Source organism: Gimesia sp., from assembly GCF_040219335.1.
Classification (GTDB): Bacteria; Planctomycetota; Planctomycetia; order Planctomycetales; family Planctomycetaceae; genus Gimesia.
The window spans coordinates 104,385-120,822 of the sequence record NZ_JAVJSQ010000040.1 but is presented as its reverse complement, the minus strand read 5'-3'; the positions used below and the strand labels follow the sequence as shown (position 1 = coordinate 120,822).

At 52.3% G+C, this 16,438-nt stretch carries 18 protein-coding genes; 8 read left to right on the top strand and 10 right to left on the bottom strand.

Going from position 1 to position 16,438, the window contains the following annotated elements; translation table 11 throughout:
- The first annotated feature begins 104 nt into the window (after nucleotides 1-104).
- The gene (gene mog, locus RID21_RS28860) at nucleotides 105-635 is read left to right on the top strand and encodes a molybdopterin adenylyltransferase (RefSeq protein ID WP_149337592.1); all 531 of its coding nucleotides are present in this window, start codon (nucleotides 105-107) and stop codon (nucleotides 633-635) included.
- Nucleotides 636-717: 82 nt separating this feature from the next.
- Here mog and RID21_RS28855 read toward each other — a convergent pair whose 3' ends face one another.
- The 6 genes from RID21_RS28855 to RID21_RS28830 form a co-directional block, all read right to left on the bottom strand.
- Nucleotides 718-1,563, bottom strand: coding sequence for a TatD family hydrolase (locus RID21_RS28855; RefSeq protein ID WP_145187571.1), 846 nt, complete (start codon nucleotides 1,561-1,563; stop codon nucleotides 718-720).
- Nucleotides 1,564-1,620: 57 nt separating this feature from the next.
- Entirely contained in the window at nucleotides 1,621-1,857 is a 237-nt protein-coding gene (locus RID21_RS28850; RefSeq protein WP_198422175.1) for a hypothetical protein, read from the bottom strand.
- A 279-nt stretch (nucleotides 1,858-2,136) separates the two neighbouring features.
- Entirely contained in the window at nucleotides 2,137-3,096 is a 960-nt protein-coding gene (locus RID21_RS28845) for a metal ABC transporter substrate-binding protein (RefSeq protein ID WP_350195021.1), read from the bottom strand.
- 8 nt (nucleotides 3,097-3,104) lie between these two features.
- Nucleotides 3,105-4,286, bottom strand: a complete 1,182-nt coding sequence (locus tag RID21_RS28840) for an ABC transporter permease (protein WP_350195019.1) — start codon at nucleotides 4,284-4,286, stop codon at nucleotides 3,105-3,107.
- Nucleotides 4,283-4,954, bottom strand: coding sequence for an ABC transporter ATP-binding protein (locus RID21_RS28835; protein ID WP_350195017.1), 672 nt, complete (start codon nucleotides 4,952-4,954; stop codon nucleotides 4,283-4,285). The genes RID21_RS28840 and RID21_RS28835 overlap by 4 nt, the downstream gene beginning before the upstream one ends.
- On the bottom strand, nucleotides 4,951-6,933 hold the full coding sequence (locus RID21_RS28830) for a hypothetical protein (RefSeq protein ID WP_350195015.1): 1,983 nt from the start codon (nucleotides 6,931-6,933) through the stop codon (nucleotides 4,951-4,953). Before RID21_RS28830 ends, RID21_RS28835 begins: the two co-directional genes overlap by 4 nt.
- 179 nt (nucleotides 6,934-7,112) lie before the next feature.
- Between RID21_RS28830 and RID21_RS28825 the strand changes: the two genes are divergently transcribed.
- Together RID21_RS28825 and RID21_RS28820 are read left to right on the top strand one after the other, a co-directional pair.
- Complete coding sequence (locus tag RID21_RS28825; RefSeq protein WP_350195013.1) at nucleotides 7,113-8,078, top strand: hypothetical protein; 966 nt, start codon at nucleotides 7,113-7,115, stop codon at nucleotides 8,076-8,078.
- Nucleotides 8,075-8,569, top strand: coding sequence for a DUF2231 domain-containing protein (locus RID21_RS28820; protein ID WP_350195011.1), 495 nt, complete (start codon nucleotides 8,075-8,077; stop codon nucleotides 8,567-8,569). The genes RID21_RS28825 and RID21_RS28820 overlap by 4 nt, the downstream gene beginning before the upstream one ends.
- A 9-nt stretch (nucleotides 8,570-8,578) precedes the next feature.
- Here RID21_RS28820 and argB read toward each other — a convergent pair whose 3' ends face one another.
- Nucleotides 8,579-9,454: an acetylglutamate kinase gene (argB, locus tag RID21_RS28815; protein WP_350195009.1), complete on the bottom strand. Its 876-nt coding sequence runs from the start codon at nucleotides 9,452-9,454 to the stop codon at nucleotides 8,579-8,581.
- A 563-nt stretch (nucleotides 9,455-10,017) separates the two neighbouring features.
- Between argB and RID21_RS28810 the strand changes: the two genes are divergently transcribed.
- A complete protein-coding gene (locus tag RID21_RS28810) occupies nucleotides 10,018-10,515 on the top strand; it encodes a hypothetical protein (protein ID WP_145187598.1) in 498 nt (165 codons plus the stop codon).
- Nucleotides 10,516-10,617: 102 nt separating this feature from the next.
- Here the strand turns inward: RID21_RS28810 and RID21_RS28805 are convergent, their stop codons facing one another.
- Nucleotides 10,618-11,316, bottom strand: a complete 699-nt coding sequence (locus tag RID21_RS28805) for an ABC transporter ATP-binding protein (RefSeq protein WP_350195007.1) — start codon at nucleotides 11,314-11,316, stop codon at nucleotides 10,618-10,620.
- 47 nt (nucleotides 11,317-11,363) lie between these two features.
- A complete protein-coding gene (locus tag RID21_RS28800; RefSeq protein ID WP_350195005.1) occupies nucleotides 11,364-12,719 on the bottom strand; it encodes an ABC transporter permease in 1,356 nt (451 codons plus the stop codon).
- A gap of 324 nt (nucleotides 12,720-13,043) precedes the next feature.
- Between RID21_RS28800 and RID21_RS28795 the strand changes: the two genes are divergently transcribed.
- The 4 genes from RID21_RS28795 to yidD are packed head-to-tail and all read left to right on the top strand — an operon-like array spanning nucleotide 13,044 to nucleotide 15,070.
- The gene (locus RID21_RS28795) at nucleotides 13,044-13,973 is read left to right on the top strand and encodes a DnaJ C-terminal domain-containing protein (RefSeq protein WP_350195003.1); all 930 of its coding nucleotides are present in this window, start codon (nucleotides 13,044-13,046) and stop codon (nucleotides 13,971-13,973) included.
- Between the two features lie 5 nt (nucleotides 13,974-13,978).
- Nucleotides 13,979-14,422, top strand: coding sequence for a hypothetical protein (locus RID21_RS28790; RefSeq protein ID WP_350195001.1), 444 nt, complete (start codon nucleotides 13,979-13,981; stop codon nucleotides 14,420-14,422).
- A gap of 34 nt (nucleotides 14,423-14,456) precedes the next feature.
- Complete coding sequence (gene rnpA / locus RID21_RS28785; RefSeq protein ID WP_350194999.1) at nucleotides 14,457-14,822, top strand: ribonuclease P protein component; 366 nt, start codon at nucleotides 14,457-14,459, stop codon at nucleotides 14,820-14,822.
- Nucleotides 14,819-15,070 carry a membrane protein insertion efficiency factor YidD gene (gene yidD, locus RID21_RS28780; protein WP_145187613.1) on the top strand — a complete coding sequence of 84 codons (252 nt, stop codon included), beginning with the start codon at nucleotides 14,819-14,821 and terminating at the stop codon, nucleotides 15,068-15,070. Before rnpA ends, yidD begins: the two co-directional genes overlap by 4 nt.
- A gap of 64 nt (nucleotides 15,071-15,134) precedes the next feature.
- Here the strand turns inward: yidD and RID21_RS28775 are convergent, their stop codons facing one another.
- On the bottom strand, nucleotides 15,135-16,175 hold the full coding sequence (locus tag RID21_RS28775) for a hypothetical protein (RefSeq protein ID WP_350194997.1): 1,041 nt from the start codon (nucleotides 16,173-16,175) through the stop codon (nucleotides 15,135-15,137).
- Nucleotides 16,176-16,438: the final 263 nt, after the last annotated feature.

Here is a 16,438-nt window from a genome sequence, read left to right as displayed (position 1 = left end):
TCTCTTTTTAAATTCAGTCCACGAATCGTTATAATCCAGCAGTCAGGTAGTAACGTGTTTGAGACCTGAGATACCTTATTGCTCTCTTTTCAGATCGATAATAAATGACAGCCAGAATAGGAATTGTGACCGTATCCGACCGCGCCAGTCGAGGTGAATATGAAGACCGGGGAGGCCCGGCGATCCACGAGTATCTGAAAGAAGTACTGACCAGCGACTGGACGCCTGAGGCACGTGTCATTCCGGATGAACTCTCCACAATCACAGAGACGCTGATTGAGCTCTGTGATCAAGAGCAGTGCTGCCTGGTGGTGACAACCGGCGGAACCGGTCCTGCCAGACGGGACATCACGCCGGAAGCGACACTCGCAGTCGCGGAAAAAGAGATGCCCGGCTTTGGAGAGCTGATGCGGAAGGTTTCACTCGAAAAAGTACCAACCGCCATTCTCTCCCGGCAGACCGCCGTGATCCGAGGCGGGACATTGATCATCAATCTGCCTGGTCAGCCCAAGGCGATTCAGGAATGCCTGGACGCTGTCTTTCCGGCTGTCCCGTATTGTATCGACCTGCTGGAAGGTCCCTTTCTGGAGACCGATGAGGAACGTCTGGTCGCTTTTCGCCCAAAGAAGAAATAGGCGTTATCCTGAGATCCGCGCAGCAAAACAGGAGTCGAGCATAAACCCGACTCCTGTTTTTTCGTTCCGAGATCTAGTCGTCTTAGACCATATCTGTAATTTCTTCTTCGATCGTTTCCAGCTGAATCGGCTTGATATCGAACTTGGGATTCTGTCCCAGGAAACGTGCCGGATTGTTGTGGAAGATTTCGATCGCATCCTGAACCGAGTAGCCGCGTGCCCGATACTGCACGACACACTGCTGCAGGGTAAAGGGATCACTGGGTCCCCAGTCGGCTGAGGAGTTTACCAGGATTCGTTCGTGACCATACATTTCGAGCATGTCACAGGCCCGTTTGGGCGAGCATTTGGTAATAGGATAGAGAGTGAAGCCGACCCAGTAGCCCGCTTCCAGTGGTTCGCGGATCGTATGTTCTTCGACATGGTCGATCCAGACCCGTTCCGGATTGACATTCATGTGCGCCAGGACTTCCAGGGTCCGCTTGGTTCCGCGGACTTTGTCCTGCAGGTGAGGCGTATGAATCAGAATCAGCTGATCATATTTGATCGCCTGCTCGACCTGGGCTTCGAAGATCTCTTCTTCATTCTTGGTCGTCTTATGGAAACCGATTTCTCCCACGCCCAGCACGTTCGGCTTTTCGTAGAATTCCGGCATGTGCTTGAGCACTTCGTGGCTCAATGTCGGGTTTTCAGCTTCCTTGGGATTCACGGCAACCCAGCAGTAATGCTTAATGCCATATTCAGCGGCACGGGTTGGTTCAAATTCACTGATCTGGCGGAAGTAATCCACAAAGGTTTCCGGATACAGACGGTCAAAGCCGGCCCAGAAAGCAGGCTCAGCTACGGCTACGACACCGGACATTGCCATCCGTTCATAGTCCTGGGCTGTTCGGGCGATTGCATGATAATGAGGTTGGATGATTTGCATATTCGTCTCGCTGAAAATTTAGATCATTAAATGGCGGGGAGGAAGAACGTAGGAGAATCAGTCCAGGTCGGAGAAAAGCAGCAGCAGACGCTCCGATCGATTGGGCAGGTGACTTTCTTCACTCAAGATCTTGATTGCCTGATTCAGTTGGTCCAGACGGGAATCCTGAAAATTGTTGGCCGCTTCTTCATGATCGTGAGCGCGATCAACGCGATCCAGGGCCGCGGCCAGTTCCAGCAGGGCACAGCGGGCTTCGAGGTATTCCCGGTCCAAAACCTGTAAAGCTGTTTGCATCATTAAAACCTTTCGGATTATCGTAACAGGTCGTGATCCATCATCTCAAAACAGTGATTTATCCACATTATATACCTTACATCGGTACTTCCTACTCCCTCAACTGAACTCAACCCGAAATCCAGCGAACCGGAAACAGAAATTCAGTATAAATGCAGCAGTCGTAGTAATTGCCCCAATCAAGTCCTGGTGGCTGATCCCGTCTGTTTTCGGGTTTACGAGTCCTGAGACCTCTGAGAAAGGCAGAATTCGTACAGTCTCAAAACATAGATATACCAATTACTTGGGGTTCTTCTCGTCGGCAGAGACCGACTGATTTGACTTCAGAAACTGTGCCAGTTCTGACAGCTGCTCCTGCATCACGGTGAGATAATCCCCCTTTGCCGGTTTTGTGGTCAGCGGGTTGAGGACGAATGAATTCAGGCCCTGCTCATCCAATTTCTCACGCAGGTTTTTAGCCGGAGACCGTTCCCAGAGGACACCTGAAATTTGATGTTCCTTCTGCAGCGTTTGCATCTGTTCCCACTCGCCTTCAGTGGGCTCTGCCCCTGGTTTCCAGTGCAGGTGAAACATTTCCCAGCCGCACCTCCGAGCCAGGTATTGATAGACAGGACGCCGGGAAAACCAGTTCCGTCCTGAATAATCAGCCTTCATCTGATCGAGCTGCTGATTGAGGGGTGTCAGCGCTTCCTTGAACTTGAGCAGTTGGGACTGCATCTGCTGCTCATCAGATGGGTTCAACTTGATCAGCCGTTGTGCAATGGCTTCCGCCTGTCGGTACATCAAATTGGGATCGAGCCAGAAAAATGCGACTGTACCGGCATGGGAATGTGCTCCTCCGGTGCCGTGGCTGTGAACTTCAAAATCAGGGACTGTCACCAGCGCATCTTTGAGTGACAACGATGTCCTTAGAACCTTCGATCGCGGGAGAGAAAGCTTTTTCACCCAGTCAGCAAAATCAGCCCCATTCGTGATAATCAGGTCTGCCCGTTGGATTGTTTCTGCTACTTCATCGTCGGGAATCCAGGTTTCGGGGTCTGCACCGGATGGAACGGGATTCAGAACTTTGACTTCCGAACCTGCCAGTGAGTCCACAATGAATTCCAGCGGGTAATCGACAACCACCACGACAGGAGGTGCGTCAGTTGCTGACTCCCCGGTTGGCGAATTCTCTTTTGACTCACAGGCAGACAACAATATCAGTGGGAACAGTACAAACCACAGGGCAGAATTTCGCATCATCAGACTCAATCAATAATCCATATTCGCAGCAGCTGTTCGGCATACACACGCACAACAGCTGTAATACATAATACCAGAACCAGACTGCTGATCAGAATCAAGAGCACTTCGGTCAGTTGCAGTTTCCAGATCACAGAACGACTGCAGCCCAGTTGAAACATCGTCTGCCGTTCGCGGCGACGGAGACGCAACGACAACGTAAACACCAGCACCAGTAGCAGCCCCACAGAGAACGAAACCAGGAAAGTATTCACGTCAAACAGCTGCTTGACTCGAAACACAACCTGTAACAGTTCATCTACAATTTCGACAGGCCGAATCATCTGCACATCGGCATCCTTAGAGTCATACATGCCCAGCAGCAGGACCTCTGATTTGGCACTATTGGGCACCACGATGATCGAAGACACCGGGAACGTACTGGTGTCCCCATGGAAGTGAAACGATGCCAGATTTTCATCGGTCACTTCATTGAATTGAGGTACCGCCGCATTAGCAACGGTCTGCTTGTCTTTCTGCCCGAGCACCAGATCTTTGCTGGTCTCTGCATTAATCGTCTGATGCCCATGACCGATTCCGGAAATGATCCATTCCGTTTTCAAATCCACAAACACAGCTTCATCATCCGGCGAATGGGCACGCTCGAGCACTCCCACCACTCGCATTTTCAACGGGTAATTCCCCGACAGATCGAACACATTCAATGGATCGGACATCAGGCTGTCGCCGGGTTTCAACTGCAGACGCTCCGCGACGCTTGCCCCCAGCACACAATCCCCGAGTCGTTTCAGGCTGGTTCCTTGAGCTAACTTCAGCTTTCGAAATTCGAAATAGTCGAGAGAAGTCCCCACAATTGGTGAGCCTTGCGCAGTAAACCGGACTGCCAGCGGAATCGGCATGGCGTAACCCGATTCCTGAATGGTTTCCACAGCCTGCATATCGGTCGGTTCCAGATCAGCCCGACTGAAATACATGCTCTGCAGTGCCAGGTCGAAGCGACTGCCTTTCACACCCGCCACTAGTGGTGTGGCTTTGGCGCGGGAGTGCAGATCCTGCTCGAACCAGCTGACAGCAAATTGCAGCAGGACCGGTAGCAGGACCGCTAGCGTCACACATAGAATCAGTGTGACTGTTTTGAGTTTGTTATACGCCAGGTAGCGTAATGTGAGACGCAGAATCCCATTCATGCCGTTTTCACCATTTCATGAAAACGCTCGATGTCGATCGTCCGGTCGAACTCATCCAGCAGACGATCATCATGAGTCACCATAATCAGAATGGCGTTGGTCCGGGTGGCATGCTCCAGCAGCAGATCCCGGATCAGGCGTTTGTTGGCCGGATCCAGATTCCCGGTCGGCTCATCGGCCAGCAGGATCTGTGGCTGAGTCAACAGCGCCCGGCAGATCGCAACCCGCTGACGTTCTCCCTGGGAAATCTGATCAATGCGTGAATCGAGATACTGCTCGATCTGCATCGAGGCAGCCAAATCACATGCCCGTGTCTGCACACTTTCATCCAGCTTGAGAGTCTGATTGATATAATAAGGCAGCAGGATATTTTCCCGGACATTCAGATAATCGATCAGCTCAAATTCCTGAAAGACAAAGCCGATTTGAGAAATGCGATAGGCTCGTCTCTGACTTTCATTAAGAGTGCGAAGATCGACATCGCCTGCAGTCAACTCACCCTGATTCGGGATCAGGATCCCGGAAATCAGATTCAACAGAGTCGTTTTGCCGCAGCCACTGGGACCAATGACGGCAACCTTTTCCGCATCCTGAATCTCCAGCTCAGGAATATTTAACCGGAAACTCGATTCCGGATAGCCAAACTTGAGCTGTCTGATCTGAATCATGAGGAACTCGAATCCGAGGATTTAGATTTAGTAGTTTTGCCTTTGGGGGACGTTTTTTTGACAGGTTCAGGATCCGGCTTTGTTTCTTCGATTTTGACTTCTCGCAAACCGGTTTCAAACCGCAGACGTTCCTGATCGAGCAGATTCATGCCCGTCAGTTTCCAGACACCTTCCACCGGCTGAAGATAGAAAACGGCCTGGTAACGATTGGTGCGGGTATGGATGTGCCCCCAGTGCTCCACAGTGCCCGAGACCGTCCAGGTCGACTGAACCGCGAAGCTACGCTCATCAGCTGGCGGGGTTGAATCAGTGGTGGAACCGGCCTGGGGTTCGATGGCCTTCCATTGCACGTCGGTTACCCGCGCTACGGCGCCCCCCTGCTCCTGCATTTTCAGGCTCTGGTTAATCTGCCGATAAAGTGTCTCCAGGAAAGAACCATCTGCACTCTTGGCGAGTGCATCGTAGATATCGCTCTCGGTGTGATAGTCGAAAGAGCGATAAATATTTTTGTGCAGGGTTTTGAAAACCGTTTCTGCTTTTTCTGCCGACACATGCGGAACTGGTTCCAGGGGACTGGCAAAAGTCACACGGGAGACCGACCAACAGAGCAGACTCGCCACCAGTAAAATAGCCAGCATGGTATAAGTCGATTTCCGTCTCTGACGTTGGCTGATCAAGCTTAATGCAAGCAGAAGGCAGAGAAATAATCCCCCTGCAGTCAGCATCGAGACCGACCACTGAGTCCGTGGCTGCAAAGCGACTTCTACCGGATTGACCTCCAGGCTGACTTTGCGTCCCGGATTGGTCCACACAAATTCGCTGTTCCGTTCCAGCTTGGAAAAGATCGGCTTGTAAGCTTTGTCGAATGCGAAGCAGACGGATTCCACGCTCCACACACTACGATTGAACATATCCCAGGTTACCTTGACTTTGTCGGGAGTCCCCTTGGTACTATATGTCAAGATGATACCCACGCGGGCATTCGCAACGCTGACCCGCTTCTTATCCGCCGGCTTCGCGAAATCCTTGAAATCCAGTCCATAAAAATCGAGGCGGCTGATCACCGGCTTCACGACAATTCCATCAATCTCGATCGGATTCGCTTTCGCAAAAAATTCCTCGATTTTGCCGCGCGACGCTTCCTGCTCCGCGACAGACAGAAAATCTTCATCCTTGCGCTCGAGTGTGAAGAATGACTCCAGAGTCGCCAGCGGAATCAGAATTTCGTGACGGATTTCAAAATCCTCGATGTAGAGAAACGAGTAAACAGTACCATAACTGGTAATCCCCAGCGTCTCTTCACGACGTTCTTTGAGCCACTTCTGCCAGTCTTCCTCCGAGGCATCCGGAGCCAGCGGCGGGTGATCCCAGTTAAAGCGAATTGTCTGGGGCTCGCGAGGTTTCATAGAGACGGAATAAGGGGTCTCCGATCCTTCCTGCTTCAGATTAAACTGAACCATGGCAGGAAAGCCTGCATTGGAATCGACGAGTTGCTGGCTGAAGGTCAAAAACTCTGGGGGCTCTTTGAGTGGATACTCCAGCTGGAAATCCAGCGTGAAGGCCATCAGGTCGCTCATGGCAACCCCTTTAGAGGAGACCGAAGAATCGTCGACTGAGACGACTTTTCCCTTGAGCCGCTCACCGTTGATGTCCCGCACCAGCAGGCGATCCAGCAGAAACTGTTTGTGCTTTTCGATCGCTTCCTTGATTTGTTTCTGGGAAACGATGTTCTCTTTATCCGGTTCCAGCTTTTGAAAGAAGTAGAGGTCCTCGACATAAATCTGCATCGAGATCACCACTTTTTCCCGTGTGACATAGACGTTTTCCTGGCTGACCGAAATGGGATGTGCTTCGGCTTTCTCTGAAAACCAGAACCCCGATAGCAGTGTCAGGCAGATCAGTCCGAGCAGTCGAGCAAACCGGAACGGTTTCCTGTCAATGGCAGAGAGAAACGGGGAGTGAGCAACGCGCGTGAACATATTTGATTTCGCAGCAGGTCGTATCGGGCTATTTCTGACAGGTGAGACGTCAACAGGCAGGATCGTTACAATTCTATATTTTTTGATCGTACCGAGACCCGGTATAGAATTGCAATCGTGGTCCGCTTATAAGACACTACGAGTAGAAGATTCACAATGATTGAGAAAAAGGGACTCCCATGGAAGAAAATCAGGAATCTGTTCAACCCGAACCCGAGACAGATCAAGATGTTACAGAAGAGCTGCCTCCCAAAGAGAGTTACCGACTACTCAAACGGACAGGACTCTGGTTCCTGGCATTTGTTCTGGCCGCTTCTGCGATGATTTACCAGCGTGCAACTGGTCCTACCTATCCCATGAAAGTTGCGGTGACGGGAGACATCGTCGCAAAATTGATCCGAACACACGAATCGACCAGCGACGCAATGGTGGAACTGCCGGTCGAGCAGAATCAGGAACAGCCCCCCTCAGGCACACTGTATTATAAACGCTTCCGGACCGACGACGAATTCACGGCTGTTCCGATGCAGGCCGCCGAAAAAGGTAAGCGTTATCAGCTGGAAGCCCCCCTGCCCAAACAGCCGGCAGCGGGTAAGCTCGAGTACTATATCGAGGCCAACCTGGAAGGCCAGGAACGCCGGTTTCCCCCGGAACAGGATTCGAACGTCGTCATCCGCTTTAAAGATCCCGTCCCTGACGGAGTGTTGATTCCGCATGTGACCCTGATGATTTTTTCGATTCTGCTTGGCATGCGTACCGGACTGGCTGCCCTGTTTGCCCCTTACAACATGCGACAACTGGCGTGGCTTACCTTGTGCGGTATGACCGTAGGTGGGATGATCCTGGGTCCCTTTGTGCAAAAATATGCCTTCGGTGAGTATTGGACCGGGTTCCCCCTCGGCGGTGACTGGACCGACAATAAAATGTTGTTCATGTTTCTGGCCTGGGTCTTTGCCTGCTCTGTGATCGGGTTGAATCCCCAGAAGAAAACGACCGCTCTGCATCGGGTCGTCGTGTTTACCGCTACTATCGTGATGACGGTCTGTTATCTCATCCCGCACAGTATGGGCGGCAGTGAACTCGACTACAGCCAGGTCGATAAAGGCGTCGATCCCAGCAAAGCGATTGAGACAGGTCGGAAATGAACGCAGCTCATCTTCATCTGATGACAGTCCATGTTCCTGTTGTCGGTTGCTGGGGGCTGTTCATCCTGTTCCTGTTATCAGCCCACTTTCGTGATGAACGACTGTTTAAAATCAGCTGCTGGCTGCTGCTCTCCGTGCTCCTGCTGGCGACCGTGGCTTACTTTTCAGGACCTCCCGCATATGAGCTGCTGGGAGAACAGTATCAGCTGGATCAGGAAACCGTCGAATTTCACGCGGTCCTGGCTCGGTCCTGTCTGCTGGCGATGGTCGTACTTTCGATGGTCGTCGGCAATGCGCTGATCCAGGGTTTTCAGAAAGAAGCAGTCCCACGCTGGCAACGCACGGTCATCATCGTCGGCACCCTGGCTCTCGCAGGCTTCTGGAGCGTGGCAGCACACTGGGGTGGCAGAATTCGCCATCCGGAAATCAAGTTCGAAGCAACCGCTCCGGTCGAAGCGGTCAAGCCAGTTCTGGAATCAGTGGATGGGTGAACCGAGAAGCTATTTAACGATTTCCGTTCCGATCCCTTTATCGGAATAGATTTCCAGCAGAATCGAATGGGGCAGCCGGGCGTCTACGATGTGCACTTTTCCCACACCGCTGGCCAGGGCTTCCAGGGCGGCGTCGACCTTGGGAACCATACCGGAATCAATCGTGCCATCTTTAATCAGAGCCCGGCAGCGTTCTGTTTCCAGATGGGAAACCAGTGTACCCGGATCGTGTCGATCCAGGAAAATTCCTGGTACATCACTGAGAAAGACCAGCTTTTCCGCTTTGAGAATCCGGGCCAGGGCTGCAGCAGCCGTGTCTGCATTCACATTCAGCTTCTGTCCGGACGCATCCAGGGCAACCGAGGGAATCACCGGAATCGCATCAGACTGACAGACTTCAGCCAGCAGTCCCTGATCAATATCATTCACGTAGCCCACATGTCCCAGGTCAATGGGGCTGCCATCCTCGTCCTGTAGTGTCAGTTGCTCGCCTCGCAGACAGTTACGGGTGCCAAAATGCAGGGGTTCCGCCTGGGCCCCCTGAGCGCGGATCTCCTGAGCCAGTGATTCACTGATCTGATTCGCCAGGACACTGGTCGCGATTTCCAGAGTTTTCTCATCAGTGTAGCGCCGTCCGTTCACAAAATGAGGTTCGATGCCGGCTTCATTCATCGCCTGGCTGATCGCTTTTCCGCCGCCATGCACCAGGATCGGATACATGCCCACGGTGCGCATGAAGATGACATCGGTCAAAAAACTTTTGACTGCAGCCTCTTCTTCGAGGGCACTGCCCCCCAGTTTGATGACCACGTAGCGTCCTCGAAATCTTCTAATCCAGCTTAACGCTTCAATCAGGACGACTGCTTTACGAACGGCATCTTCCACTGTGAACCTTATTCCTTCCGAACTCATCAACACTTATTGATTTAACTGCGAGCATACCAGCTGGTGGACTCTCTGCTCGCCCCGGCGGGTTTCATTTGAATCGATCCATTTTAGAAGACGGGGAGACAGTGTCAAACCACTGGCCCGGCTCACTGTAGCCAGAATCGGCTCCGGCGGCCTACCCTGTAATTTCGTTGTTTCCTGTTGAATTTTTTGATTTTGACTCAACTTCAGTAGCAAATGATGCAAATCACAAATTCAATGATTTTTTCTCCGGGCAATACGACATAATCGAACTTGAGCCGGACTCTGGGAAGGCAACACAATCGGACTGATCAGTACGGCCCCGGCAGATAGCGGGAATGGTGCGACAGTCCGCTTCGGCAATTTTGCGCCCACGCACACTCGAAGCATCTCATCTCCCCCGAAGAACAGAATTGTTGTGTGGTCTTTCTTGTGAATTCCCCGATACTTAACACTACAACCCCCAATTGCAACACCTGAGAGAGTGCATAATACTTCTTCCCCAGAGACCCCCAGAAGATTGAGACGGAGAAACAACGTTGGCCCATTCACACTTGCCGATTCAACACCTGATGAAACAGATGGAAAACTTCAATTCGGAATCAATGAATCTGAATTGTCGCCCCTTGTGGCTCAACAGCTTTGTCGACGAAGTTGCCGACATCTTTAATCCCTATGAAGAAGTCGGTCGCGTCGGTTTTGATTGTCAGTTCACCGAAGAATGCTGGGAAGTGGGCCTCTTCCTGGGCAGCACCGAAATTGTCGGCGGTGAACGGGACGGTCAATTTATCGCCGCCAGCTTTCAGTTCGACCTGCTGCAGCTGCTCGACCGGTTCGAATCTGTGAACCGATTCCATTTTAACTTCCTCGAACAGATTGAAGCCCAAAGCACATGCGATCCGGCTTCAGCCTATATCACCATCGAAGGACATCTGGCCGACCTGGAACTGGTCCGCCTGAATGTCTATGCGACTCCCCCGGAAGAAGCGGGACCGGGATTTCGCAAATCGCACGATGGGAAAATTGATACCGTCTGAGCCTCCCCGGCACAGAAATAGACTCAACCAATCGTAAGCAGCGTCAAATGTTTCGATTGCACCATTCAGCTGCGATCCTCTGGTATCGCAGCTGAATGTTTTTTATGATGCGTCTGTCGACAATGCTTCCGCCTGATGATCGTCGGCAAGCTTGCCATCACGCAGACGGAGAATGTGATCTGACTCCCTGATGTAGCGTTCGTCATGTGTCACAATCACGACCGTCGTTTTATATTGCTCACTCATCTGCCTGAGGCAACTGAATATCTCCGCGCCGGTCTGGGTATCCAGTTCGCCCGTCGGTTCGTCTGCCAGAATCAATAGAGGCCGCTTGAGCAAAGCCCGGGCAATCGCCACCCGCTGCTGTTCCCCGCCGGAAAGCTGATTCGGCCGATGTGTAATCCGCTGCTCCAGCCCCACTTGTTTCAAAAGCTCCCGCGCCCGCTCTTTCTGTTCGGCATTCACTCCCTGAGGCAGATAGGGAGCCAGCACGTTTTCCAGAGCATTCAGGTTCTTCAGCAGATTGAAATTCTGAAAGACAAAACCTACCTTCTCCCGACGGTACGTATCGCGCTCACTTTGGGAAAGGGCTGCCAGGGAACGGTTCTGAACGAAGATCTCGCCGCTGGTAGGTGAGTCGAGTGCCCCCATCAGATAGAGCAATGAGCTTTTGCCACTCCCTGAGGGCCCGAGGATGAACGAAAATGTGTGACCGGGGAACCGACAACTCACGCCGCGAAGTGCATGGACTTCGGTTTCACCACTCTGATGAACTTTCGTAACATCTCGCACTTCAATCATGATTTCGCTACTCACTCTCTGTTACAAGTCATTTCTCGGAGGTCAGCTTAACCGCGTCGAATCGCATCGATGGGCGTCATCCTGGTGGTCCACCAGGCGGGATACAGGCCGCCCAGAATTCCCAGGCTGGTACTGAAGAACACACCAAACAGCAACAATCCCGGGCTGGCATAGAGGTGAACCTGGTCTGCGAACTTCCAATTGACGATTGCAATCGCGATCAGCCCTAGAATTCCCCCCAAAACACCGCCAACGACGCCCAGTAACGAGCTCTCTGCGGTAATCAGCAGCATCACATCCCGATTGGACCAGCCATTGGCTTTCAGAATTCCAAAATCAACAATCCGCTCCATCACGCTCATCAACATCGTATTGATGATGCTCAGCATGGCAATCAACACACCGATGCCCGTCAGCAGCCCCAGAAAGATATCCAGGTCCGCGGTAAAGGTCTCCAGGCGATCTCCCCAGTCCGCAGCCGCCCGGACTTCGAGTGCACTGGGAGATTCTTGCTCTGTATTCTCAGCATTGGCTGCTGTCGATTTCGTCGATCGTCTTTTAACTGGCTCCTCAGCCTCGCTCGATTTCGATTCAGCAGGGGTATTGCCCTTCAGTCCCTGATCAAGGCTCTGCATGAGATCCTTGAGGAGATTGGAAGACGACCCACTGGCCAGTGCCAGTGAAGCGGGTTGCCAGGAAGCCAACTCACGATCCCGGAACTGATCTTTAATCGATTCAACGAGCGGATCGTTTTTCACCTCGCCGGTCTGCTCGATATAAAAACAGCTGACACTGTCCGGATCAAAACGGGTGATTTCACGAACCACATTAATATCCAGAATAATGGCGACATCCAGCAGGATTGAGTCTGTTTCATAGAGCCCGATGATCCGGAGGTTTTGACCATTGACCTCAATGGTGTCCCCCACCTGTTTCTCATGCTGCTCGGCGATCTGGCGACTGATGACCGCGTTTAACTGGCCCTGGTCGCTGAGATCGAGGAAGCGGCCTGCGTAAATAGAATCCCTGTAGATTCCATGTTTGAGCCGGGTGCGGGTCGGTAGATCGGTGCCAAACAGGAAGCGGGGAGGACTCACCACCGGTTTCCCATCGATGATATTGACCCGCGACCAGATTTCCGGATTCACAATGGCCACGCCGGGGATCGATTTGATCTCCTCTCCCCAGGCGCGGGGAACCCGTGAAAACAAGGGGATGGGTGCCCCGGGCTGCATGGCCACGATACCTGAAATCTTCCCAAACGTCTGGGCGACGGTTTTTTCCAGCCCCCCCGCGATGGAGAAGAGGCCTACCATGCCTGCAATGGCAATGGTTAACCCCATCAAGCATAGAAACGATCTCAGTGAGCGGCTCAGCAGGTTTCGAAAGGCAAATTTCAGCATGCAGGCAGTATTCCAGTCTCAAACAACATCCCTGACTTCAGACAGTACAGGCATTCTATGCAGATCGTTTCCAGCAATGAATGAATTTCATTCGTATTCTTTAAATAAAAGGACTGATTATAAGGAGTTATAGACGAAGCAAACTTGAAAACCAGCTAAAATCAAACGTAGAATGCTGCCAGACCTGAATCAGTTGAAGTGTGTGACTTCGGCCTTGATTCTCACTAAGAGCATTCGTTTAGTGTCAGTGTTTTCAGATACTCACCAGAGGCCAGGACTCAACCCTCCTAAATTCCTCTGGGAGCCAGTACGAATAAAAAATCCATGAGTAAACGCGATTATTACGAGATCCTGGGAGTTTCCCGCAGCGCTTCTGCAGATGAAATCAAGAAAGCGTACCGTAAACTGTCCCGCAAGTATCATCCCGACATGGCTCCGGACGATAAAACCGCTGATCAGAAATTCAAGGAGGTCCAGGAAGCCTACGAGGTCTTGCGCGACGAGAATAAACGCAAACAGTACGACCAGTTCGGCCACGCATTCCAGCATGCCGGCCAGGGCGGTGGCGGGGGAGGTTACTATCAGGCCGGAGGCGGAGGTGGTGGCCCCGTTGACTTCGAGGATCTGTTCGGCGGAGGAGGCATCGATCTGGGAGACTTGTTTGGCGGTGCGTTTCGTGGTGCCAAGCGTTCTCAGCCCCGTCCGCAGAAAGGGGAATCGAAACGTCTACAGATTGAGATTCCTTTCCACCTGGCAGCGGTTGGCGGACAACACGAAATCAGCGTGCAGCGGGGAAGTTCTACCGAACGACTGACAATCAAAATCCCGGCTGGCGTCGATAATGGCTCCGTCATCAGACTCAGTGGTCAGGGAGGCCCCGGGGTTCACGGTGGTCCCACCGGGGATTTACTGATCACACTTAAGGTCGGCAGTCACCCCAATTTTAAGCGCGATGGAAGCAATCTGCTGCTGGAAGTTCCCATCTCCCTGACCGAAGCGGCCCTCGGAGCGAAAGTTGATGTTCCAACTCTTTCCGAAGGGGAAGTTACGGTGACAATTCCCGCCGGCACATCCAGTGGTAGCAAATTGCGACTACGAGGCAAAGGAATCGCAAATCAGAAAACCAAACAACCGGGTGACCAGATCTGCTCGATCAAAATCGTGGCCCCCAAAGACCTGAGTGATCAGGAAAAAGAACTCTACGAACAGTTGAAGCAACTGAAACACGACAATCCCCGTTCGAAAGTATGGTGATCCCGATGAACGTCATCCCGAGGAAAACCGGGCATCCAGCCACTCACTCACTACTGATCATCTGCCTGACCATCACTTGCGTGCTGCTGACCTCAACAGCACTACCGGCACAGGCCCCGGAAGCGGGTTCGGCAACGGTCGAAGAAATGAAGCAGGCGGATGTCGATCTTCCCGAAGGTTCCACTTCAGAGGACGCGAACTCCGAAGAGGAGAAAAAAGACGAACGCCCCCGGGAACTGGGTGTCATGATTCTGGTGGTCTGGATTCTGGCAGGGGCAGGAATCGGAATTCTGATCTTCACATCCCTGTTCGGACACTCGGTGCGAACGATGATCAGAAGACCGTATCCGCCACAGTCGCACGCCAGACATCTTCCGCCGACAGAAGAGTCGGAAAGCGAAACGGAAGACGAATCTGCGACAGTTGAAAAAGATCCGCCTCAATCCTGATATATCAGCCGCGCGTCGGCAGGCAGAAATTCTCTTGAAACAATACGGCCACCCTCCTACAAACCGGATTCGCAGCCAGCAGGACTTTGCTGCGATCTACGAAGCGCGCCAGCGGGCCGGAGATCAGAATCTGCTGTTGTTTGCGATTCGCAACTCACTGGGGCACAGTCGACTGGGGGTCAGTGTTTCTAAAAAAAACGGGAATGCGATCCTGCGGGCCAGAAAGAAAAGACTGCTGCGGGAAGCATTTCGCCTGATCCGTCATCGGTTACCTGCAAACCTGGATCTGATCGCGATCCCGCGTCCTGATGTAGATGGGGACCTGAAAGCGTATCAGCAGTCCTTCCAACGTCTGACACGGAAACTGGACCAACGTCTGCCAGCAGTTGAACGCCCATGAAAGCCACGCTTGCCAGCATTGGCCGATTTCTCTATCAACTGCCGGCCATGATTCTCATCGGCCTGGTTCGCGTCTACCAGATGACCCTCAGCCACCTGATCGGAAAACAGTGTCGCTTCCACCCGACCTGCAGCGCCTATTTCATTGAAGCCGTAAAAAAATACGGAGCCATGAAAGGCTCCGTAAAAGGTATATTGCGTATCTGCCGTTGTCATCCCTTTCATCCGGGGGGCTATGATCCCCCTTAAGATCAGGACTCCAAAGTCAACGCGAGGTGCTCTGAACCTGCGTGAGATGAGCGACAGATCGGCTCTATTCGCTCCAGTTGATTTTCCGGACGGGAGCCGCTTCTTCCTGTGAGATCATGGAAGGTACGGTCAATTCCCGGGGGTGATTCAGTTCCGGTTGAGTTTCCAGAGTGCGTGGTGCGGAGACCGGGGTCGCAGTCTTGAAATCAAACTTTTTGCCCTGCTGCATCCGCTGTTGAGAATACGGCCACATTTCGATCTGGTCATCCAGTGTTGAATAATCTTTCACGGGCAACTGTTCCAGGGTTGCAGAGACCCGCCAGGATTCATCCCATTTTGTCGCTTCTCCCGGGGGGGGCAGTTGCGGAAGCTGCTGCGATTTCAGTTCAGGCTGAGGCTGCAGTTTCTGAGGTGGCTCAGTCAGGGAACGAGCCGGTGGTTGTGGTGCGGGATACGCTGGAGTAGGCTCCAGATCGATCGACTCTGATTCCATCAGTACCTCCTGTGGGAAAGGAGCCGATTCGATACAGGACATTCCTTCAGAGATGACTTCTGTTTCCGACACTTCCACGTAGCTGCCGGAAACCTTGCGCACCCAGTCTGGAGTTTTGACGTGTGATTTCATTTTCGAGTAGAAATCTTTCACTTTGCCATTCATCTGTTTCACCTTGCGGGAAACAGAACTGGATACTGTGGAATAATGGGGTACCAGTCCGAGGTGTTTCTCGGCTGGCTCAACCGGTTCCGAATCGAACATCGATTTGAAGTATTCCTGGTCTTCGACCTCTTCTTCCTGCGACGTTCTCAGGATGTACGAAACCCGTTCGTTGTCTGCCTTTTCCGGCTGAGGCGGGACCATACTGGGTGGCGCTGCCGGGGGAAACGAATCACCTACGGGAGCCGGAGCAGGTTCGCTCAGGTAACGACTTGGACTCTGGTAACGCGGCAGTGGTTCCTTTTCGGTGAACGTCTCAATGTCATAGTCAGCTCCGGAACGGGCCGCCTGCTGATAGACCTTCTCTTTTGCGTACTGACAGCCATATAACCCCGTCATGGTGGACAGACAGAGTGCTAATGAAATCGATTTCGAATATGGCAGTGACATGTTGAGTTCCTCGTTGCGCCCCGTGTGGCGGACAATTTGAAAAAACCACATTAGTCGTTTGACAAACAATCAGAATGTGGTACGGCACACGCAATCAAAATCGGTTTAACTGGTCACGATCTGCCAGCGGAAAGTGCTGAAACGATTAGAATCGCTGCAACCTCCCTCCGTTTATTCTTGGAAAAACGATTTCTCATAAATGCAAGTGTCGTGATTGATAAATCTATTTTTTGAGCTCTAACGGTCGTATAACCTGTAACTGA